This is a genomic window from Paenibacillus sp. NPDC057967, from assembly GCF_042887015.1.
Classification (GTDB): Bacteria; Bacillota; Bacilli; order Paenibacillales; family Paenibacillaceae; genus Pristimantibacillus.
On the sequence record NZ_JBHVQB010000010.1, the window covers coordinates 113,760 to 137,050 of the forward strand.

General features: G+C 47.8%; 15 protein-coding genes. 13 read left to right on the top strand and 2 right to left on the bottom strand.

All coding sequences use genetic code 11. The features are described from left to right. Positions 1-58: 58 nt before the first annotated feature. Both ACFVSO_RS24315 and ACFVSO_RS24320 read right to left on the bottom strand, forming a co-directional pair. Positions 59-1,516 (bottom strand): MDR family MFS transporter, encoded by a 1,458-nt coding sequence (locus ACFVSO_RS24315; protein WP_387478728.1) that lies wholly within the window; start codon positions 1,514-1,516, stop codon positions 59-61. A 42-nt stretch (positions 1,517-1,558) separates the two neighbouring features. Beyond that, positions 1,559-2,170: a TetR/AcrR family transcriptional regulator gene (locus ACFVSO_RS24320; protein ID WP_387478731.1), complete on the bottom strand. Its 612-nt coding sequence runs from the start codon at positions 2,168-2,170 to the stop codon at positions 1,559-1,561. A 206-nt stretch (positions 2,171-2,376) separates the two neighbouring features. On the opposite strand from ACFVSO_RS24320, the gene ACFVSO_RS24325 reads away from it, so the two are divergent. From ACFVSO_RS24325 to metK, 13 genes are all read left to right on the top strand, one after another. Next, positions 2,377-2,907 (top strand): CDP-alcohol phosphatidyltransferase family protein, encoded by a 531-nt coding sequence (locus ACFVSO_RS24325; protein WP_387478895.1) that lies wholly within the window; start codon positions 2,377-2,379, stop codon positions 2,905-2,907. Between the two features lie 151 nt (positions 2,908-3,058). Then, a complete protein-coding gene (gene fabZ, locus ACFVSO_RS24330) occupies positions 3,059-3,490 on the top strand; it encodes a 3-hydroxyacyl-ACP dehydratase FabZ (protein ID WP_387478898.1) in 432 nt (143 codons plus the stop codon). A 65-nt stretch (positions 3,491-3,555) separates the two neighbouring features. Further along, positions 3,556-5,271, top strand: a complete 1,716-nt coding sequence (locus ACFVSO_RS24335; protein WP_387478901.1) for a phospho-sugar mutase — start codon at positions 3,556-3,558, stop codon at positions 5,269-5,271. 30 nt (positions 5,272-5,301) lie between these two features. Further along, positions 5,302-7,416 (top strand): DUF5693 family protein, encoded by a 2,115-nt coding sequence (locus tag ACFVSO_RS24340; RefSeq protein ID WP_387478733.1) that lies wholly within the window; start codon positions 5,302-5,304, stop codon positions 7,414-7,416. Then, a complete protein-coding gene (gene csaB / locus ACFVSO_RS24345; protein WP_387478735.1) occupies positions 7,380-8,531 on the top strand; it encodes a polysaccharide pyruvyl transferase CsaB in 1,152 nt (383 codons plus the stop codon). Before ACFVSO_RS24340 ends, csaB begins: the two co-directional genes overlap by 37 nt. 7 nt (positions 8,532-8,538) lie before the next feature. Continuing rightward, positions 8,539-9,300, top strand: coding sequence for a WecB/TagA/CpsF family glycosyltransferase (locus tag ACFVSO_RS24350; RefSeq protein WP_387478737.1), 762 nt, complete (start codon positions 8,539-8,541; stop codon positions 9,298-9,300). A 197-nt stretch (positions 9,301-9,497) separates the two neighbouring features. After that, entirely contained in the window at positions 9,498-10,646 is a 1,149-nt protein-coding gene (locus ACFVSO_RS24355) for a glycosyltransferase family 4 protein (protein WP_387478739.1), read from the top strand. A gap of 358 nt (positions 10,647-11,004) precedes the next feature. Continuing rightward, positions 11,005-15,207, top strand: a complete 4,203-nt coding sequence (locus ACFVSO_RS24360; RefSeq protein WP_387478741.1) for an S-layer homology domain-containing protein — start codon at positions 11,005-11,007, stop codon at positions 15,205-15,207. 486 nt (positions 15,208-15,693) lie between these two features. Next, entirely contained in the window at positions 15,694-18,138 is a 2,445-nt protein-coding gene (locus ACFVSO_RS24365) for an Ig-like domain-containing protein (protein ID WP_387478744.1), read from the top strand. Positions 18,139-18,278: 140 nt separating this feature from the next. Next, positions 18,279-20,759, top strand: coding sequence for a hypothetical protein (locus tag ACFVSO_RS24370; protein ID WP_387478747.1), 2,481 nt, complete (start codon positions 18,279-18,281; stop codon positions 20,757-20,759). Positions 20,760-20,829: 70 nt separating this feature from the next. After that, the gene (locus ACFVSO_RS24375; protein ID WP_387478750.1) at positions 20,830-21,330 is read left to right on the top strand and encodes a hypothetical protein; all 501 of its coding nucleotides are present in this window, start codon (positions 20,830-20,832) and stop codon (positions 21,328-21,330) included. 178 nt (positions 21,331-21,508) lie between these two features. After that, complete coding sequence (locus ACFVSO_RS24380; RefSeq protein ID WP_387478753.1) at positions 21,509-21,787, top strand: alpha/beta-type small acid-soluble spore protein; 279 nt, start codon at positions 21,509-21,511, stop codon at positions 21,785-21,787. Between the two features lie 160 nt (positions 21,788-21,947). Further along, complete coding sequence (metK, locus tag ACFVSO_RS24385) at positions 21,948-23,150, top strand: methionine adenosyltransferase (protein WP_387478756.1); 1,203 nt, start codon at positions 21,948-21,950, stop codon at positions 23,148-23,150. The last annotated feature ends 141 nt before the right edge of the window (positions 23,151-23,291 follow it).

Here is a 23,291-nt window from a genome sequence, read left to right on the forward strand (position 1 = left end):
GGCAAGTCCATTCAGGCAAGCTTTGCCTGAATGGTGCGTTGCTCGGCGATCGTATACCTTAGGCCTTTGGCGCGACGGAACGTTTGATGAAGAGTGACATAATCAGTGCAATAATGGCGAACACCAATCCAAGCTTGAACGAGCTGTTCACACCAACGCTGAGGGAGTTCGCAAGCTCAACTTTGGACATGGGATCAGCAACGTCTGCCAGATAGTTCTTCTGGCTAGTGGTCATTACGCTGATGAAGAAGGCAATGCCAATTGCGCCGGATACTTGCTGCAGCGTATTCATAATAGCGGAGCCATGCGGATAGAACTTAGGCGTCAATTGATTCAATCCGTTCGTTTGAGCCGGCATCATAATCATGGACATCGCAATGCTCATCGTGACATGCAGCAGAATGAGGAAGCCTTTGCTGGTGTCGAGCGATATTTGGGTGAAGAAGAACATGACGACGACAAGAATAGCTGCCCCTGGAATAACGAGCGCACGCGGTCCGAATTTATCAAACAGCTTGCCGGTAATCGGAGACAGGAAACCATTGGCTATGCCGCCCGGCAGAAGGACGAGGCCTGCTGCGAATGCAGTCATCATCATTCCTTGCTGCATCAGAATTGGCAGAAGCAGCAGCGTAGAGAACAGGGACATCATAACAATGATAATAAGCACGGTTGCAAAAGAAAACATCGGCGCTTTGAATGCCCGGAGATCGAGCATCGGCTCTTTGGAGACAAGCTGTCTCCAGATGAAGAGGATCAGCGCAATGCCGCCAGCAATAACAGGCAGGTAGACACGCTCGCTGGACCAGCCGCCGTGGCCTTCGCCCAGGCTGCTGAAGCCGAATACGAGACCGCCGAAAGCAATAGTTGATAACAGGATGGATAATATGTCTACCCGTGGTTTAGTGATCGTGGACACGTTCTTCAGGAAGACGGCCGCGAACAGGATGGAGAAAATCGCGAACGGCAATACCAGATAGAACAACCAGCGCCAGTCCAGCGATTCCAGAATCAGTCCCGACAGCGTAGGGCCGATCGCCGGAGCGAACATAATAACCAGACCCATACTGCCCATTGCTGCGCCGCGTTTCTCCGGCGGGTAGAGGACAAGAATGGTATTCATCATAACCGGCAGCATAAGGCCGGTACCTAGTGCTTGAATCACACGGCCGATCAGCAAAACATAAAACTCAGGTGCGAGGGCACATACAAGCGTACCGATAGAGAAGAGTGTCATCGCGCCCAAAAACATTTGTCTGGTCGTAAACCATTGTACTAATAAAGCGGATACCGGGATCAGTATGCCGACAACGAGCAGATAGCTTGTTGACAGCCACTGAACGGTTGTATAGGCAACGTTGAAATCGATACTGAGATCGACAAAAGCGATGTTCAGCAGCGTTTCATTCAAGATCGAGAAGAACGCGCCGATTATTAGGGAAATCAGTATAGGCAATCGTTTAATATTGCCCAGATCTTGCGGGGCCGCGCTAGATGCGGCTGCTGAAGTATTCATAATTGCTTTAACCCTCCAAATCCTTATCCAAATGTTCTTTATTTAGTTTTTCCTAAGGTCTGTTGCTCTAATCCCGTAAAGCAAAGCGTCCAACGCTACACGGTAAAGCCGAATCGCTTCCTCCAGGTTCAAATCGCGCGAGGAATCGCCAAGCCCGCGGAACATGCCTTCCAGAACGCGGCCAAGATCTGAGGCGTTCACCGACTTGAATTCTCCAGAGTCAATGCCCCGTTGAATCAGTTTTTGGTAAAATACACGATTCTCCTCTGTCTTTATGGCGATTTGGCGGCAGCCTTCCTCGCTCTTGCCCCAGGCTTCCTCAAGAAACTCTCTGGCTGCCCGGTTCAAGGGATGATGGAATCCGCGTTCCAGTCCAGCTTCAATCATGCCATTAAGCATATCCGACGTGGTTTCATAGAGCTGTTCCTGCTCTGCCCATAGCGACTTCCATTCCGTTTCGAATTGATCCAGCAGCGTGAGGAATAATCCTTCCTTGCTTTTGAAGTGATAATAAATATTGGCCTTGCTCACTCCGGTAGCGGAAGCGATATCTTCTATAGAAGCAGCATGATAGCCTCGTTGTGAAAACAGGATGTTCGCAGCTTCTATAATACGCGATTTCGTCTCTTCGCTTTGCGTTTTCTTTTTGTTCAAGACGCCTCTCCTTCCTTGGGAACTGACCGTTTGAAAAACATAAACTGAACGGTCAGTCAGTATTGTAGCATGCACAATCCTTTTGTGCAATTCCTTTCTTTATCAGCGGCAAGCGGTGTTTGTTTTCATTTTGGTATAGGTAGTTTATAATAGTTGGGAACCATGGTGGGACATTCCGGGGACTAGGAGGAGTGTGAACGTTGCGTTTGAATCTGCCCAATCTGCTGACATCATTGCGATTTCTGTTGATTCCTGTCTATATTGGTATATTTGTTAGCGGTCACATGATTCCAGCTTTTCTCGTCGTGGTCGCCGCCGGTGTCACAGATGTGATGGACGGCTATATTGCCCGCAGATACGGACAAGTTACGACAGTTGGCGAGATGCTTGACCCTCTGGCGGATAAGCTTATGCTGATTACCGTCATTTTATCATTGCTGCTGACGAGCCATATCTCTTGGTGGGCCGCGGGAGCTATGTTTTTGCGCGATCTCGGAATGATTGCGGGAGGGCTATTGACGCATTTCCGGGGAAAACGGACCGTGCCTGCCAATTGGATGGGCAAGCTGACGACCGTGATGTTTTATTTTGCGATCATGTTTATATTTTTTCAAGCACCATTCGCCCATACATACTTGTGGATCGTTATTGCGTTTTCGTTCGTAACTTCTTTCGTATATTTGGCGTCTTATAAAGAGCTGAACCGCGAGAATAACACAACTACAGAGCAAGTATAAAAACAGAAAGAGGCTTGATCCCGACACTTTAGGTCAGGGTGATCAAGCCCCCTTATCTTAACCTCCATAATCTGCAGAGTTATGAAGGATAAGACTAGTTTCGCTTAGATTGGCCCGTTTTATACTATGAATTGTTGAAGGAGTCATAATGATGCTGGATATTAACCAAATTCAAGAAATCATTCCACACAGACCGCCATTTTTGCTCATTGACCGTATAGTGGAGGTCGAACCGGGCGTACGCGCCGTAGGACTTAAGAATGTCACGATGAACGAACCGTTTTTCACCGGTCATTTTCCAGGTTATCCGGTTATGCCGGGTGTATTGATCGTGGAGGCGCTCGCTCAGGTTGGTTCTGTGGCTATGCTGATGGTCGAGGCTAATAAAGGAAAACTGGGCTTTTTCGCAGGAATTGACGGATTCCGTTTCCGCGATCAGGTGAAGCCTGGCGACACGCTTATTCTCGAAGTGGAGATTACCCGTCTGAAGGGGCCAATCGGCAAAGGAAAAGCTACTGCTAAAGTAGGAGATAAGGTCGTCGCAGAGGGCGAGCTTATGTTTGCGTTGTCTGATCGTTCATAATTGTGGATTTTATGCAAGGATAAAGAATCCTATAGACAAGGGAGAGGTAGTCAAGGGTGAGCCAACTGACGAATGATAGCATCCAGACTCGATATGAGGCCTGGTTGAATGATCCTGTAATCGATTTGGCGACGAAGGAAGAGTTGCGGGCTATTGCAGGTGACGAGAAGGAACTGACGGATCGTTTTTACCGCGAGCTTGAATTTGGCACGGGGGGACTGCGCGGCGTGATGGGTGCCGGCACCAATCGGTTGAATGCATATACGGTAGGCAAAGCGACGCAAGGGCTTGCCAATTGGCTGCTGGCTAATCGCGTCGAGGGGAAAGGGCTTTCTGTCGTCATTGCCTACGATTCCCGTAACAATTCTGCGGAATTTGCCCTGGACACAGCTCTTGTGCTTGCCGGGAACGGAATTAAAGCCTATTTGTTCAAGGAGCTGCGCCCTACGCCGCAGTTATCGTTCGCTGTTCGCGACTTGGATGCTTCTGGGGGCATTGTAATAACAGCCAGCCATAACCCGCCGGAATATAACGGCTACAAAGCATACGGTGCGGATGGCTGCCAGCTGATACCGGAGGACGCTGAGCAGGTTATAGCCTCTATTGCGGCTATTGACAGCTTTGGCGTTATTCAACGTGCAAATAAAGGGGCTGCGGAATCAGAGGGCTTGCTTGTGTGGCTCGGGGAAGATGAGGACCGCCGATATACGGAGACGGTTGTTGGCGAGAGCCTGAACCGTGAGCTGCTGCAAGGTGAGCTGGGTGAGCGCTTCGGCATCGTCTTTACGCCGCTGCATGGATCAGGTAATAAGCCTGTACGCGACGCGCTCTTCGGCGCTGGTTTCAGGAAGGTGCTCGTCGTCCAGGAGCAGGAGCAGCCTGACGGCTACTTCAGCACGGTCAAATCGCCGAATCCGGAAGAACGGGAAGCGTTCGAGCTGGCCATTGCGCTGGCGAAGCAAGAAGCAGCGGATATGATTATCGGTACAGATCCGGATGCAGACCGGATGGGTGCGGTCGTCAAGGACGGCAATGGGGAATATGTTGTGCTGTCAGGCAATCAATCTGGTGCTTTGATGGTTCATTACAAGCTTAGCATCCTGAAGGAGAGAGGGCTGCTTCCGGGTAATGGCGTGGTCATCAAGACGATCGTGACAAGTGAGATGGGAGCCGATATTGCCCGCTCTTACGGAATGAGCGTCGAAAATACGCTGACCGGCTTCAAATATATCGGGGAAAAAATGACGGCATACGAGAAGAATGGGAAACGGGCTTTCTTGTTCGGTTATGAGGAGAGCTATGGCTACCTCTCCGGTACATATGCACGGGATAAGGATGCAGTAGTTGCTTCTTTGTTAATCAGCGAAGCAGCCGCTTACTACAGCAGTCAAGGCAAGACTCTTTATGACGTGCTGGTGGAGCTTTATGAGCAGTATGGCTTCTATCTCGAGGCGCTTGAATCTCGCACACTGAAAGGCTTCGATGGCGTGCAGAAGATCGGCGTGATTATGGAAGATTGGCGCTCCAACCCTCCAGTCGACATCAATGGCGTACGTGTCGTATCGGTTCAGGATTACGGAATCGGTCTGGACGGCCTTCGTCCGGAGAACGTGTTGAAATACGGTCTGGAAGACGGTTCATGGTTCTGCCTGAGACCTTCCGGCACGGAACCGAAAATTAAAATCTATTTTGGCGTAAAGAAAGAGTCGGCGGATGCTTCCGCTGCGGCGCTTCAGCAATTGCGGCAGACGGTTATGTCCCGTGTGGACGGACTGGCTTAACAAGGAATAGAACGGAGGATTAACGTGCTCATGCGTTGGCAGCGTTGGAATCGGAAAGCAAAGCTGTGGCTGTGGGTCATTACGCTAATTGGCGTAGTGGCAGCCATGCCGCTTGGCCTATCGCGAATGGCGATGGAGAAATCATCGAATACGATCGAGTATGTATTTGATCATCGGGATATTGTGGAGGTGGCGGAGCTTCGTCCGAATCCCAAGTCATTTTTGAATGAAAAGGTGGATTTGCTCAAAGAGTCCGGCATTACGACAATGGCTCTGTATGAGAGCTCGCTCAAGGAGCTCATGCAGGCGGGCAGACTTACGTATTACAATGAAAAAGATGCCGCTTTGCTGCAAGGAAAATTACCGGACGAGCGGGTTAACTATACCTATGTTCTCTTTAACGGCCGTGTGGAAGAAGAGAAGATCGGTCCGCTTCTGCGCGAAGCGTATGGACGGATGGAAGTTCCGGTCCGCAATTGGTCGTTCGATGGACGTCCCGGTTTAATAATCGAAGAATCGCTGACGGCAGCCGTGCTGAAAACGTTCGACTTTGATCCGATGACCATTGAGGAGCTTACGGATAAAGGCTTTCACATTTTGCCGCGCTTCTCAGATCGCGTGGTACCCTACGATTCGGAGCGTACGGCAGCGCAGCTGGAGCGGCTTAAGTCGTACGGCATAACGCGTGTTCTATTCGACGGAGAGAAGGCTAAAGGCGTGTCAGACCAATCGGCGCTGCATAGCCTTGACAGCTTCGGCGAATTACTTAAGCAATACGACATCGGTCTTATTGCGATTGAGAATTTGAAGAAACCTCAGCAAGGCATAAATAAATTGGCTTATTTGACAAATTATAATGTGACAAGGCTTTACTCCCTGTCGCCGGAAGACAGCATAGAGATGACGCAGGAAGGCATTGCCGACCGTTTCTTGCTGGCTGCCAAGGATCGCAATATTCGAATGTTCTTCCTGAATACGATGAATCAAGGCAGCGCGGATACAGGGCTGCTGAATCATTCGGTGGACAAGCTTGCCACTGCGATGAGCGGGCCTAATGGCGTAATCGCCCAGTTGGATGAGGCAGGTTACCCTTCGGGAATTGCCCAAGCGTTTACCTACGAAAAGCCATCATGGGAGAAGCCGGTGCGCGGTATTGTAGCGCTGGGAGCGATTGCGATAATCACGCTGCTGATCAGCGCGTTTATTCCGCATATCTCCATTCTGGTCTTTATCCTTGGCTTAATCGGTTCCGCAGGCTTGTTCGTTTTGAACAGCTCGCTTATGGAGCAAGCGCTTGCGCTTGGAGCAGCGGTGAGCGGTCCGACACTGGCGCTCATTTGGGTCATGAACCGGATCTATTCCCGGACGATTGGCGAGCGCCGCATGGTTGGCGGCGAAGAATGGACGGTTGGGAATCCGGCTAACGAACCTGAAGAACGGACACAATGGGTATTCCCTAGCGTGTCTATTGGCCGCAGAATCGGTATAGCGCTGAACTGGTTCATCGTGGCGACATGCATCTCGCTTACGGCCGTTCCGCTTGTATTCGGTTTGCTAAACAATATTACGTACAGTCTGGTGCTGGAGCAATTCAGAGGCGTTAGCGTATTGCATTTGGGTCCTATTGCTCTTATCGCACTGTACATCCTGCTTTATGAGGGCAATGAAGGCCGTGGCGTTATCAAGCGCGCGACCAAGCTGCTTCGTCAGCCGATCTTGGTTAGTTGGATCATTATTGCGGCTGTCGTAGGCGCGATAGGCTTCTACTATCTGTCCCGCACAGGCAACTCGGGACAAGTCTCCTGGATCGAGCTCATTATTCGCAATTGGCTGGAATCGACGTTCGGTGTTCGTCCGCGCTTTAAAGAGTTTATGCTGGGACATCCGCCGCTGCTGCTTGGACTGTTCCTCGCGATTCGTTACCGCGCGGCATGGGTATTAATCATTGTGGGCGCGATCGGACAGCTGACGATGGTTAGCACGTTCACGCACATTCATACGCCGCTGTATATTTCGATTGTACGCACACTGCTTGGCCTGGGCGCAGGTCTTATCATCGGCGCGATCTTTATCGCGGCTTGGATCGTATTGGAAGGAGCATGGCGCAAATGGCTGGCACCAATGATTCGCAAATATTCCGCATAGCCATATCCGGATATTACGGCTTTCGCAACAGCGGAGACGAAGCGGTGCTTCGTTCGATCCTGCTGGCGCTGAAGAATGAAGGAGACAAGCAGGGCGTAATCGTCCAGCCTATCGTGCTTAGCGCCGATCCGGCATGGACGACAGCGATGTATGGCGTGGAGTCCTTCCACCGGATGAAGCCGGGTGAAGTGCTCCGCGCGCTCCGCAGCTGTGACGGTCTGATCAGCGGCGGAGGCAGCTTGCTCCAGGACGTGACGAGCGGGAAGACGATTCCCTATTACATTGGTGTCATGAAGCTTGCGCAGTGGCTGGGCAAGCCGACCTTCGCCTATGCACAGGGAATCGGGCCGATCAATCGCCGCTCCATGGATTCTATGATCCGGAGCGCAATGCGCCGGAGCAAGTATGTGTCGGTGCGAGATGCGGAATCCGCCGCTCTGCTGGGGCGGATCGGCATCCCGCTGGACCGGATCGATGTCGTGCCCGATCCGGTGATGGGGCTGCCGCTGCCGGAGGGTTCACCGGCAGCGGAGCCGCGCGCGAGCGCGGACGGGACGCCGCCGATTATCGGCGTCTCGCTGCGCCGTTGGCGCGAGGACGGCGCCGATATGGCGCGCGCCGCCGAGGCGCTGGTCGCGCTGTCGAAGCGCAGGCCGGTTCGGCTGCGCTTCTTGCCGTTCCACACTCCTTCCGACCGGGTAACGTCGGAAGAGGTGATGGAACGGCTGAGCGGCCGGCTCGGCGAAGGAAGCTCCGCCGAGCTGGCCGCTCCTGGCGACGACCCCCAGGCGATGCTTCTGGAGGTCAGCCGCTGTGACGCTTTGTTCGGCATGCGCCTTCACGCGCTAATCTATGCCGCCAATCAGCAAATTCCGATGCTTGGGCTGTCGTACGACCCTAAGATCGATCAATTTATGAACCGCTTGAATCTGCGTCCGATCGGAACAACAGAATCGCTGGATGCCGAGTCATTCGCAGACGAAGCTTGCGATTTGCTTGACGCGCCGGAGGAGTGGCGAATCAAGCACGGTCCCGCTATCGAGACGTTAAAGCAACAAGCAAAAAATCCCGCGCAACAAATCTTGCAAATATTGCGTCAATATAGATCGAGGTGATTTCCTCATGTCGAAACAACTGCCAACCGTGCCGATATTCGGCGTACCGTTCTCGAAAATGAGCATGGACGAGACGGTTCATTATCTTACTGAGGCTATTGAGGATGGACGCTTGACGCATGTCGTAACAGCGAATCCGATTATGGTCATGGAAGCTTTGGACAAACCAGAATTTGCTGCCGTATTACGCAAGGCTGACCTGATCGTGCCGGATGGCGCAGGGGTTGTATGGGCTGCCAAGACGGGAGGCAATCCCGTCGCTGAGCGTGTAGCGGGCTTTGACCTGATGCATCGGCTCATGGAGCAAGGAGAGAAGCGGCGCTGGACAGCTTATTTGCTGGGGACCACTCAGGAAATCATTGAAGCTGCCGCCGAGAAGCTGCAATTGCAATATCCGCAGGTCCGTATTGTGGGCTGCCGCAACGGATTTTTTGGCCCGAATGAAGATGAGGAGATTGTGGAAGAGATTCGCAAGCTTAAGCCCCATCTGCTTTTCGTTGCCCGCGGCATGGATAAGGAAGCTTGGAATGCGCAGTACAAAGAACGTCTCGGCGTGCCCTTTATTATGGGTGTCGGGGGAAGCTTTGATATCGTATCCGGCAAGCTGAAGCGCGCGCCGATGTTCTATCAGAAGCTCCGAATTGAATGGCTATATCGCTTATTCCAAGAGCCTTCCCGCTATAAGCGGATGCTTGCGCTGCCGAAATTCGTCGTGAAAGTGCTCCGCAACAAAGAAAACGTGACAAAACCTCGTCCTGAGGCGCAATAATGTCGGTATTTTCATGAAAATTGGTTGAAAACGGTGTTGGTAATTCTTTTTCGAACGGAGTATAATTCACTTCGGAGCAAATGGTTGCCCAGGTGACTGTAGTCGCCGAATAAGGCGCCGTTTCCCGGTGAAATATAAGCAGAGCACTCGCTCATGGGTAAGACTGCTTATGTTTTCAGAAAAGGAGAGTTGTACACATGCCAGTTGGCTTCTTGTATACGATGGGATTTATTATCGCTCTTTTATTAGCACTTGCCATGACGCCGCTTGTGAAGAAATTTGCGTTCAAGATTGGTGCCATTGACAAACCGAACCACCGGAAAGTACATACGCGCATTATGCCGCGTCTCGGAGGACTTGCCATTTATATCGCATTCGTAGGCGCGTTCTTGGCCGTCTCGCCATTTATCCCGGACGGACTGTTACGCCCCCGCGATGTGAACATGATTAATGCGCTCCTTGTCGGCGGAACCATAATTATTATTCTTGGCGCGCTGGATGACCGCTTCGAGCTGTCAGCGAAGGTTAAGCTGCTGGGGCAAATTGCAGCCGCCTGCGTTGTTGTATTCGGCTTTGATGTACGGATTGATCTCGTCAACATTCCGTTCGGTGAGACCATGCAGCCGATCGCAGAGTGGATCGGTATTCCGCTTACTATCCTTTGGATTGTCGGTGTGACGAACGCCATTAATTTGATTGATGGCCTCGACGGGCTCGCCGCTGGCGTATCCGGTATCTCCATTGCGACGATTGTAGTGATGGCGTCCCTGATGGGCTTCCAGCCAGTTATTCTGCTCAGCACGTTGTTGCTCGGCGGCATAATCGGATTTTTAGTATTCAACTTTCATCCTGCCAAAATATTTATGGGTGATTCCGGCTCACTGTTCTTGGGCTTTAGCTTGGCGACCTTATCCATGCTTGGCTTCAAGCAGGTGACGATCGTATCCTTCGTTACGCCGCTGCTTATTATCGGCGTACCGCTCTCGGACACATTCTTTGCGATTGTGCGCCGCTGGGTGAACAAGAAGCCGATCTTTGCGCCGGATAAGGGGCATCTGCACCACAGGCTCCAGGACCTTGGCTTCAGCCATCGTCGCACGGTATTGATTATTTGGGGAATTGCCGCAATTTTTGGCGTCCTGGCCATTGTTCAGTCCGCTGTCGTACAATCGAGCGCAGCCAATTGGATTACCTTTGCGGTTATATGCTTGCTGATGTTCTTCTTGCAGATTGGCGCCGAGTTGACGGGCATCGTTGACAAGTCGAAGCGTCCGCTCATCAATTTCCTGGCTCGTATCGGCGTTCGTATAGCGAAGGTGGATACGCAGCAGTCGCGCGGCAAATAATTTTCGCACTTATACACATAGAGCTCTGTATTCTTCGGGATACAGGGCTTTTTTATATGTCCGGATACCTGTTCTCTAGGAGTATTAGCCTAATTGCGCCAGTAATTTACCAGCTTGTCTAAACATCTGAGTTTTAGCCGCCGATAAAATACATACAGAACTTTTCTTGGGTCAGTGCGTCTTATAACAGGAAGAGAGAATATCTGACTTTGGAGGTAGAGGGAGGAACGATTATAAGTCAGTCATCATCCTATGGACATGCTATCCAATGACTATAGACCTAATTCATTTGATCCAAGTAGTTCAGCTGACTTACGCGCAGCATAAGAACAGATCCGCATAAAGGAGGAACACCGTTTTGAAAAGAGTATTAGCCCTACTTTTGACATTTGCACTTATCGTGACGTTGCTGCCAACCTACATGGCTCCGCAAACGGCGAACGCTGCGGGAGCCTATTTCCTGTTCCCGAATGAGAATGACACAAGAGCCAACGCAAGAATTGTATCCACGAAGACGATTCAGATCGACGGTACGATTAACGGCGTTGTTGGCAGTTCCATTAGCTATAATGTCAAACAAGTGACTTCCACTGGATTAGAGGAAGTACTGAATACGACTGAAGAAATTACGACGGGGATCTCCACGACGGGCGATAACCGAATTAGCATTAATAGTCTCATCCTGTTCCCAGGTATGAACAAAATTACACTGAAAGGTATTGCAGGCACTTCGATTGTCTCGGAATCGATCTACATCGAATATCGTGACAACCCAATGCTGTATGACCTTAAGGTAACCTTCGAGAATCAGGATTACGATATGAAGGAAACAGGGCCTACTATGCTCTATTCCACAGCTCCAAACATTACGCAGCAAGGCCAGATCGTCATTACCGGCCGCGCGCCTAATGCTACAAAGGTAACAATTGATATCAACGGACGCAGCTACGACTTCAACGTGTCGACCGGCAACAACAACAACCGGTTCAGCACATCGCAGCTGACGATTGACAAAGGCATCAACAACATCAAGTTCAAAGTGCATAACGGTGGACAAGTTGTAGAAACGACACGTCAAGTTGCTTTCTATAACGGCGAGGTTACATACTATGACCTTAAGATCAGCAACAGCGCAAACCCGCCAAAGGAGTCCAATCTGCAAAACAACACGGACTTCTCGACTAATGCGGGAACCGGCATTAAAGTATCCGGTACAGCGATTATTCCTTTGCCTCTGCATGATCTGAACGGAACGGTAAACAACACCATTCCGACAACAGATCCAGTGGTATTTAAAAATGCTCTAACAGCGATGCTAGCTATGCGTATTCAAGGCGTAGCGACGGACCTTACCCCGGCTTCCGTATCTTACTCGCCAACTACGATTGATAGCACGACTAAGTTCATCACGGTTGATTTTACGTATAACATGCCGACTTTGTCGTTCGACGTAAAGAACAGTATTCGCTTCAAAGCACCAAACCTGACCCAGTTCGATTGGTCGACCTGGATCGACTTTACACTTAGAGACAATACAAAAGCGTATATCCACGACATTAACTACCTGACGGGCTTCGACGGCTCCATGACAGAAGCCATTACTGGTAATACCAACATGGTGCGTGCTAAAGACATTAGCCGCGTATTGAGCCTGCAAAGCACGGACATTCCTAGCGGGGGTGTAGACGTATACTCTGTGCCGATGGGCGTGGAATTGTTGATCGGCAACTATAACTCTGTTGTTGGACAAGATCTATCCCAGCTTAATGCGTTAGTGGGCAACATTCTGGTAGGTACTGTTCCGAACTCTACAGCGCTTAGCTACAAGCTGGTTGGTGAATCAGGCACCAGACCGCTGGGACAGATTGTTACCCAGACTGTCAATAACGAGCAGGTTTCATTCCTTCGCGTTTTTGTAGAAATTCAAAAACTGCCTACATCGGGTTCCAATACGATTACGTTCAAGTTGAATCATAATAATGCATCCAACGAGACGAAAAACGTTATCGCACGTTTGCTGTATGGCCCGTATATGAAATTCGATGCCATCGTTGATGGAATGGATGTTAAGTTTGATACAGTGAACGGCACGCCAGCAAGCCTTCTCAATCAGTTGGGCTTCTTGAAGGGCCAATTGTTCAATGTGGTCAATGACGGTGAAATTAAGTATGCCGGAGCAGATCAGTCTGTGTTCCTGTACATTAATAACGTGGCCGTTGAATTAGAGCAGCAACCGGGCTCGGTGACCAAGTTCCAGCCGAAAAACTTTAACGTTGATGCGACTCAGCAATTTATTGCAGGCATCTTGAATAAAGCCGGCAACAATACGATCAAGTTTGTTTTTGCATCCAAGAGCAATAATTATGAGTACACGCTAAGGTTCAGCATCGTACCAACGAACCTGCCGACGATTCCGTCTCCTAACTCGGACGGCGTCTACCCGTATTCGCAAGGCCAATGGCCGCCGGTATCGGCAGATTCCAACTTTAATAAGCAAGGGTCTGTCTACACAACAAGAGAAGCATATTTTGATGTATACGGCACATTTGACTTCGTAGATCTGGGTACAGTTCCTGCGAACGTTCAATCCAATGTAGACCCAACTAGATTATCAAACCCGCAAGATTATATTGTTACCATTGATTCGCCGGACTGGAAAAGCCCGGTCAATTGGAACTTGACGAAGCAATTCAAGATGGCGGATAAAGACCGCAATATTATTACGATTGATGGAAGCCCGGGCAGTGCCCACCATGTGATAAACGGAGCTGGAGAAAATCCATCCACTCCTGACGCAGCTGTACAATTCTATTATGATGTGAATGCACAGGACTTCTTCTTTACGATTAATAGCCAGGTAATGCCGGAGGATGGCAGTTCCTTGGTTTATGTAATCACAGTATTTAATGCCGGTGTTAATGGCCCGCGTGCCACATACCGTCTGGAAATCAATCCAATTTCCATCCCATACAGCATTAAATCGCCTGTCAAAGAAGAGCTTGTGACGAATAGAAACTTTGTTGAAGTTATTATCAGTTCCCCAGGCGCCGATTCGATTACGGTCGGGAAGCAAAAAGCGGAGCCGGTTACTTTCGTTGATTATGGAGCTAACGGAGGCGGAACGACTTATATTGAAGCCTACCGGGCAGTAGTCAAAGATTTGAGAGCGGGCAGGGATACCAAAATTCCGTTTACGATTACACGCGGTGAGGATACAATCAAGCAAGAGCTGACCGTCAAGTATGTGCCGACGAACATTCCAGGCGCACAAATGATGGAGACAATGGCTTCATCGCACAAATTGTTTAACAATTCATTGACGCTGACCTTCAGCAAAAATACGCAACTGATCAGGCCGGAATATAACGCGTCCACTGGTCATGCAACGCAAGTATACAATGGTAATGATTTATTGTTTGCCATTGCGAATCCTAATGATGGTATCGTAGACAGGCATTTATACGAAGGACAGCCGCCGAACTACTCGGCGACAAGTCAAGCTGCAGGCAACCTGCATATCGGTTATCGCTTCCAAGATGAAGCAAGACAGTTTATTAAAGCAAGCCCGCTTTACTGGATTGACGGAGGCTTGGCTGATAATCCGGATCCGACTAGCCCGGCGTACGATCCGATTACGACGGGGCAAGATCCGTTTCCGTTCCCGAACCTGCTGAACAAGTATACCGATAACTTTGCAGCACGCTGGGGACAATTCGATCGTGAATTGGTACCGAGCGCACCAGGTTCATTGACGCTAACCTACGACTCTAATGTCGTGCAAAGTGCAGGTACGACGATTACGGTATTCCGTTTTGACCCTTATAACAGTAAGTGGGAAAACATCGGCGGTGTTGTAGACGAGAAGAAGCGCACCATTACCGTTCCGTTTACGAAGTTCGGCTATTATGTAGCCGTTAAGCTGACGCGCGGCTTTAACGATATTACGGACCATCCGTATGCTCGTGAAGCGATGGAAGCGATCTTCGCTAAAGGCATTATGAATGCCATTGATCCTGTTGGTATGTTCGGCGGAGACCGTTACGTTACGCGTGGCGAGTTCACCCGTATGATCGTGAGAGCGATGGATCTGCCGTTAAACTTCAAGGGTGATCTGCATTTCTCCTATTATCCGGAGACGATAACGAACGCGAATCAGTCCAGCTCGATCTATGATTACCGTTATATTGAGACGGCTGCAAGGGCAGGTATCGTCAACGGCAAGCGTCCTGGCTTCTTCGATGAGGATGTGGAGCTCACGCGTCAGGAAGCGGCGGTTATACTTGCCAGAGCGCTTCAACTGAAGATGGAGCCAGATGCGACGAAAGCGAAGAAGTCGCTGGATAAGATATTTAAGGATTCTGGAACTTTTGATTTCTACTCCATCCCTGCAGTTCTAGCGATTCAAAAGAAAAACTTTATTCAAGGCAAGCTCATTAATCCGACAAATCCAAAAGAAGGATCCGTATTCGATCCAAAAGCAAGACTTCTTCGCAGCGATGCGGCTATTATCATGGCCCGCGTGATGAACGATATGAAGAAGCTTCCGAAGATATACAATTAATTACTGTGTTGGAAGAGGGGTTGGCGCTAAGCCAATCCCTCTTTTGTGCAATGTTACGAAAATTTTCAGCATTGATGCGTAATAGAGCTTGTACGAGAGTTATAGGGAGCATTTTTATCCATGGAAAATCTTTTGCATCGACTCCATGAATAGAACAAGCTATACTAACAACGTGCTAAGGACGCGGCTTCTCTTAGAAAAAACTCAGAAAAGTTTTTCTGAACGATTCGCAACTTTTCACGATCACATACGTTTAAATACATGACGTTGTCGAGAGGGCGCTACGATTTTAAATGGAATGAATTCACAAGTTCCTCTTTACGGTACGGGTAGCCCATTGTATAATGTTATAGTGATGCAGCTAGTCTAGCATCTATTCTTTCATGGTTTACAAGTTTCTACGACATGAGATTACATAGGGTTGATCATGCGTAGACATCATTTATACAAATTACTGCTCTACTCTGGGAAGGGGGTGAATCGGCTATGAGGGAAACGAGCAATTCATTATCCAAGCAAAACTCTCAACAACCGAAGCAATTTAGAGGAGGAGAAAAAAAGGTTATGAAGAAAAGTTTATCCCTGTTGGTTGCGATCGCAATGGTATTCTCCATGTTCGCAGCTGTAGCATCCGCAGCAGAGAAACAAACTGCTGGTGAGTACCTGCAAGAAATCGGTGTTATTAAAGGTAACCTTGAAGGAAACCTTAACGAAGACAAAGAATGGAAACGTGAAGATTTGACAGTTCTTCTGTCCCGTCTTCTGGGCGTAGAGAAAGCTGCTTCCGAGCACGCTAACACTCACGGCTTCACTGATGTAACTAACTCGTTCTACGATGGTTTCATCTCGTGGGCTAAAAAAGAAGGCCTGATGATCGGCAAAACCGAAACTACTTTTGGTTACAACGCTCCACTGACTAACCAACATTTCGCAGCTGTCGTTCTTCGCGCTCTGAAAATCGAAGCTGACTATGACGACGTTCCTAAAGTAGCAGTTGAAAAGAAACTGGTTGCTGAAGGCACTGACTTCGCTGCTAACGCTCTTCGTGGCGCTACTTACGAAGTTATCGTAACAGCTCTGAACACTGAAGTTACTGGCACTGGCAAGAAACTGGGCACAATCCTGGGTCTGAAAGGCTTTGAAGTTAAAGAGCTGACTCTTGACTCTGTAATCGCTCCTAGCCGTGCAACTGTTGTTCTTGACTTCAACACTGAAGTTGGCGCTGCTAAAGCTACAAACTTCACTGTACATGAAAAAGGCAACCAATACGCAATTAAAGTTATCGACAAAGTAGCAGTTGAAGGCGACAAAGTTACTTTGACTTTGATCGACACTCTTACAAACGATAAAGAGTATGTTGTAGAAGTTAACGGCCTGAAAACTAAAGCTGGCGACTACACGCTTGACCTGACTTCCAAAGATTTCAAATATGTTGCTCAAGCAGCAGCAAGCATTGGTTTTGCTCGCACAACAGTTGCTAAAGGTTCTGACGTTCCAGTTGTAATTAAAGATGCTAACGGCAACGACATTACAGCTAACTACAGCATCCCTGGCGACCTGACTATCGAAACTTCCGACACTACTAAAGTTGCAAGTGATCTGGAAGCAGTTAACGTTGGCTACGCAGTTGTTAACGTTAAACTGAACAACACTGATTTCGAAACTGGCAACACAATCATCAACGTTAAAGAAACTCTTTCCCAAGTAACTTCTTTTGGTAAAGTAGGCATCGGCAACATTGATGACCAAAAGCTTGACATCTTCGCTGGTGACACTGGCGTACTGAGCTTCCAAGTTCTTGACCAAAGCAACAACGTGGTTGACGCAGGTCAATACACAGCTTCTTTCAGATCGCTTAACCCAACAGTTGTAGTTGTTGACCAAGCTGGCCTGGTAACTCCAGTAAGCGCTGGTACTGCAACAGTAGTTCTGACTGCTGACGGCGGCGACGACAAGAAAATCTCCAAATCCGTAACAATCACTGTTAAAGCAGCAGCTAAAGCAACTTCTATCAAAGTTGAAGCAGCTAACTCGAAACTGGTTATCGGTTCCGCAATTGCTCAAACAGTTAAATTCGAAGTACTTGATCAATACGGCAACACATTCAAACCTACTTCTCCTGAAGTAACAGAAATCACTTACTCTATCAACAGAGACAAACTGGCTGACGGCGTTGCTAAAGACGTTGTTCAAACAGTAGGTATCGTTGACGGTAAAGCTGACATTGTTCTTAATCCTTATTCCGCAAGTGACGCTGAAGCACTTTCCGGTTCCCTGAAAGTGAAATACGGCTCCATGGAAAGAACTATCTCTGTTTCCCTTGTAAAAGCTGGAAACTTCGCTGGTTACGCTGCAGTTGCTGGTGACACTGCTCTTGACCTGAACGTTGACACAGCTGACAAAAAGCGTAAAGGTCCTACAAACACTACAATCACTGTTTACGAAAAAGACGTTAATGGCAACTACATTTCCGTTGTAAACAGCGGTGTAACTCTTGAAGATGCAGACGCTACTGGCGGTGCAGTATCTGTTGCTGGTCAAACAGTAACAAGCGCTAAAGTTGGATCCGAGAATGTTGTTGTTAAAGTAAACAGCGCTCGTGTTGCAACTATCGGCTTCACAGTAGTTAACACTACTCCAGCACTATCCACTGTTGCCCAAAACAACAATGCTGTAACAGTTAAAGCAGGCGACAGCTTGACTACTAAGTTGTTCGGTACTGATGCTGACGGCGGCGTGTTCGTTGGTTACAACCAATACGGCGACAAAGTTCAAATCATCCCTACACTGGATGCTACTAAAGTTCAAGTTATCTCTTCTGACCTGACTGTAGTAGACAACGATCTGAGCATCGGCGTTAAAGGTGAAGCAACTCTGACACTGAAAATCGCTGACAAACACTACATCATCGTAGTTAAAGTTGTTGACTAAGACTTAACAACTACATGAAAGAACCCCTTGGCATATGCCAAGGGGTTCTTTCTATTATTTTCAATAAATTACTCTTATAGAACGCAACAAATTAATTGGCTTATGCGTCTAATCTAATACCAAGATTAGGAGGGGTCTCATTGAATCATTATTTTCAGAAGCGCAGTCGAGTCATACAGCTATGTCTAGTACTTAGTCTGCTGATTGGATATACGATTGCACCGAATAATCGCATTGAAGCAGCAGCTACTGCGACATCTAAGAAACCAACTACCACTATCGCCTCGAACGTGCAAGCAATTCTTTATGATGCACAGCTTGTAACACAAGAACAAGGAAAACTAGCATCTTTTACGATCGCGATTCAGAATGATTCTTCGAATAGTCTTCAATTGCTGGATTATTGGGCAAAAATTAAATCCAAGTCCGGTAAAACGTATCCGACCAAATTAAAAGAAGCGGATAAAACTAAAGTAACAGCACCATCTAAGGGGACCACTTATCTTACATATTATGCATCTGTGGATAACCAAACCAAGCTTGCTGATTTGAGCATTGATTTAATTAAATGGGATTTCTCCAGCTCTAATTATGAGAGCAAATTAGGCACTTTGAACGCGTCGGGAACGGGATCTACCGCTTCATATGGCGTTAGAGAAATGTTATTCGGCAATAATAAGCTAAAAGGTCAAGTAAAGCAGTATACGCTTTATAAGGACAGCCAGTACGGCTACTTGACCGTTGATTATTCACTTGAGAATTTATCCTTAAGTTCTGTGGACCTGACTCCGGTCAATTACTTTGCGCAAATAGATGGCGGAAGCGTATTTGCATTCGACAAGAACACATCTAACATTACGCTTAAAGCTCGCGAAACCAAGATGATTACACTTTCCGTAGCCATACCATTGAAAAATCTTTCAAGCAAATTCTCATTAGTATTGTCTACGACGGAAGAGCAAAGTAAAACGAACTTGCCAATTGGTGTATTTGATCTACCGGCACTTAAGCCAACGGTTGCTGTTAAACCAAACGTAACGAAAGCTCTGTATCTGGGTGGCAATACACTTAACGTTACAGCAGGAGACAGCTTTGTTAGCTTAGCAGCTAATCACGAACAGCTTTCTACTCAATTTGTTTTGGAGAATACAAGTTCCACAAAATTGCCTTTACCTGCTTTGGAATTTTATCTGAAAACTAAAGAAGGTTATCTCTATCCATTAACCAGAGATTCAGACGCTGAAGTAGTACTTCTCCCTAAGATTAAACAATCGATTCAGCTTTCTGGACAAATTCCGAACAGCAGTATTCTGAAGACCAGTGAGATTGTTGTTTTCTATAAAAATGGTGGAGAAGATAGCAAGAGCAGCTTCCTGAGCAATTTTGCCGTAGCTGTGAAAACAGCAACTGGAGAGCAAAGCAGTGCAGTTGCACAATACAATGGATATGAAGTAAGACAAGAATCGATTCAGCGTACGCCTAACGACCTAACGGATCTGGTCGTAGCAGAATTTACCTTCAAAAATACTACAACGCAAGCGAAATCGAAGCTTCAACTTGGCGGACATTTCATTGTAGACGGTGTTAAAATTGATCCAGCGAAATCTACAATCGTTGTTCTGGATGATGTAACGACTGTAGGACCAAATCAAAGCTATAAAGTAGTTGCTTACACAGAGGTGCCTTATACGCAGGTAATAAGTAAAATCGAGTTTGTCATGAATGAGACAGATGCAGATAAGAAAAATGAAAAACAAATTCACATCTTCTCCGTTGATGCGCCTACTCAAGCTATAGAACTAGGCAGCAACGAAGCGTACAACATTACAAGTCTCGGAAAACGCGCTGAAGTAAGATTTGTAAAATCTGCTTTGTACAAAGGCACTAGCAGTGATTTCTTCTATGCTGAGGTTGAATATACCAATAAAGAGCGTAGAGCAATTAATCCGGCACAATTAGCTGGTTATATCCAGAATCAGAATGATTCGATTATCGATCTGACATTCAGTGAATACAAAGAAAAAGTGATGCCAAATGGCAAAGTAGTCATCTCAGCGTGGACGAAGGTGCCTAGAAACTTCGAGAAAGATAAGATTTCGTTCTATTTTGGCGAAGCTTTTAAACTGGCAGATGATAAAGGGACCGCTGTGGTGAAACCAGTATTTACAGATTATGCAATTAAAGAAATTGCAGTACAAAAAGACTTGAAAAAGATTGGATTCATGAATAACTCGTTAGACATTCGTTATGTTGTAGCTACTATGCATGCATCGGATGGCTATGCGATTGATAGCGTAAAAGTATCATTTGAATATGATCTTGTTGAATCGGAAGATGCTGATCGGGCATTTGCTGAAGAGCACAAGTTGATATTTGAATTTGTGGATAACGATTATAAAGATATCGTATTCACGAAAGAACTGGCTCTTGGCAAAGACAATAACAAAGACGAACTGGTTGTAGGTAAAAAGCTGCAAAAAGAGTTCGTATTCCAAAATCAACTGGTTACTCACAAGAATGAGTACGCAAAAGGCTTCACCATCAATGTTTATGACTCCTTCCAAGGTTTCAAAACATTGATCGCGTCGCAAAACATGCAATGGGGTACAGTAAACGATTAAACTACCCAATCCCCCTGAAATCTAGTATCCTAGTACGTATAGGATACTAGACGGAGAGGAGACTTCTAGAGTGAAACAGAAGATGTTGAAAGTAATGGGAGCGGCTGTGTTAGTGACAGCAGGTGTCTGGACCGGAATGGTTCTGGCGAAGCCGCTTGAAGCGAACTCAGCCGTTACACCGGGAACGATTGAAGATCCTGTTGTGACCAAGAGCTATGTAGACGAACAGATTGCCAAGCTGAACGGTGGCGGCAATACAGGAAATAATAACGGCAACTCCGGTGAGACTGGCGCCAGCGTCAAGCTGGAGGTCGTAGAGGTGCCTGTAGGCAAAACATTGATGGCTTCGGCTGGTGCTGAGGTGGTCGTCCGCGTAGGCAAAGCGGTGGCCTATAGCTCCGATACGAATGGTATCTCGGATCTGACAGGCGGTGTGGATATCAAGAGTGGCAAGGACGTGCCGACGAATCACTTGATATGGTTCCCGCGTGATGGCCGTGGCATTAAAGGACATCCGAATGAGACGAATATTCTGACCGTTCTTGTAAAAGGCAATTATACAATCAAATAGTAATGGCAATTTCTAAAAGCTATCCCAATGATATCATTGGGGTAGCTTTTTTTGGTCGTATATATTTATCCCTTACATGCTATAAATTTCTCCAAGTTCCATTAAGTTATACGCTTGAAGCCAAGAAGGTGGATGCACAATAGGGGTGTAATCCATTCCTTACGGAGGTGCATGTATAATGAGTCGTTCCAATAAAGTGGTTGTTCCCAACTGTAAAGCCGCACTTAACCAAATGAAATACGAAATTGCAGCAGAATTCGGTCTGATGACAGGCGGATATTCTTCCAATGGTGCCGATACTGAGTTTGCAGGTGAGCTAGGCTCCGTGTCCGGTCAAGGCGGCAGCGTACATTGGTCAGGGCTCTCTACTCGTCAGGCCGGATCTGTAGGCGGAGAGATCACTCGTAGGCTTGTCGCGCAGGCTGAACAGGTGTTAAACGGAGGCTTCCAGTTATAATTGGCAAATGAGGCGTCCATTGACACCAAGCGACATTTTCGGTATCATAAATTTTTAGAAGAAGAGTTGTCTAACAACCTTTTCCTTCGTGGAAAAGGTTCGTTTTTTGTGTAGAACATTCGCACTTATTCAATACTAAGGTTGTAGGAGGTTGATATGGATGTCGGTTAAAGGACGCCACTTATTCACATCGGAATCAGTAACGGAGGGACACCCGGATAAGATTTGTGACCAAATCTCGGACGCCGTTCTTGATGCATTCCTGGAAGCAGACCCTAATGCGCGCGTAGCGTGCGAAGTTTCGGTAGCGACTGGCCTCGTGCTTGTTATTGGCGAAATCAGCAGCCGTGCGGATTATATTGATATTTCGGCGATCGCTCGCCGTACGATTAAGGAAATTGGCTATACACGCGCGAAATATGGATTCGACTCCAGCACTTGTGCCGTTCTGACTTCGTTGAACGAGCAATCCGCTGACATCGCTCAAGGCGTTAATGCTGCGCTTGAAACACGCGATGGCAAAGACATGAAGCAAGAGAATGAAGATATTGGCGCAGGCGACCAAGGTCTGATGTTCGGTTTCGCTACGAACGAGACACCTGAGCTGATGCCATTGCCAATCGCATTGTCGCACCGTATCGCACGCCGCTTGTCCGAAGTGCGTAAGAACGAGACGCTTGCCTACCTCCGTCCGGACGGCAAAACGCAAGTAACGATTGAATACGTAGACGGCAAGCCAGTTCGTGTAGATACAATTGTCGTATCTACTCAACATGCGGAAGAAATAACGCTGGAGCAAATCCAAAGCGACATCATGGAGCATGTTATTAAACCGGTTGTTCCAGTTGAATGGCTGGACGAGCAAACCAAATACTTTATCAACCCTACAGGCCGTTTCGTTATCGGCGGTCCTCAAGGCGATGCCGGTCTTACAGGCCGTAAAATCATCGTTGATACTTACGGCGGCTACGCTCGTCATGGCGGCGGTGCCTTCTCCGGCAAGGATCCTACAAAAGTTGACCGTTCCGCTGCCTACGCAGCTCGCTACGTTGCGAAAAACATCGTTGCGGCTGGTCTGGCTGACAAATGTGAAATCCAGCTTGCTTATGCAATTGGCGTAGCACAGCCGGTTTCCATCAATGTCGATACGTATGGTACAGGCAAAGTGTCTGAGGAGAAGCTGGTTGAGCTAATCACGAGCAACTTCGACCTTCGTCCTGCTGGCATTATCAAGATGCTGGACCTTCGTCGTCCAATCTACGCTCAAACTGCAGCTTACGGCCACTTCGGACGTACAGACGTGGATCTTCCTTGGGAGCGCGTAGACAAAGCCGAGCTGCTTAAAGCAGGAGCTGGCCTATAATCCCTTTTGGAAAATAATAGTGCGCATGCGCAACTTAAAAGTCGTTTTACCCGTCAACTTGTACTGATGGGTGAAACGGCTTTTATTTTTGTTATGACTATAGGGCTATCGGCACAAAAAAGTGTACGAACCTAACATTTT

Coding starts and splice junctions, on each gene's coding strand:
- ACFVSO_RS24365 (WP_387478744.1), top strand. CDS start 15,694: ATGAGGGAAACGAGCAATTCATTATCCAAGCAAAACTCTCAACAACCG.
- fabZ (WP_387478898.1), top strand. CDS start 3,059: ATGCTGGATATTAACCAAATTCAAGAAATCATTCCACACAGACCGCCA.
- metK (WP_387478756.1), top strand. CDS start 21,948: ATGTCGGTTAAAGGACGCCACTTATTCACATCGGAATCAGTAACGGAG.
- ACFVSO_RS24380 (WP_387478753.1), top strand. CDS start 21,509: ATGAGTCGTTCCAATAAAGTGGTTGTTCCCAACTGTAAAGCCGCACTT.
- ACFVSO_RS24350 (WP_387478737.1), top strand. CDS start 8,539: ATGTCGAAACAACTGCCAACCGTGCCGATATTCGGCGTACCGTTCTCG.
- ACFVSO_RS24355 (WP_387478739.1), top strand. CDS start 9,498: ATGCCAGTTGGCTTCTTGTATACGATGGGATTTATTATCGCTCTTTTA.
- csaB (WP_387478735.1), top strand. CDS start 7,380: ATGGCTGGCACCAATGATTCGCAAATATTCCGCATAGCCATATCCGGA.
- ACFVSO_RS24340 (WP_387478733.1), top strand. CDS start 5,302: ATGCGTTGGCAGCGTTGGAATCGGAAAGCAAAGCTGTGGCTGTGGGTC.
- ACFVSO_RS24315 (WP_387478728.1), bottom strand. CDS start 1,516: ATGAATACTTCAGCAGCCGCATCTAGCGCGGCCCCGCAAGATCTGGGC.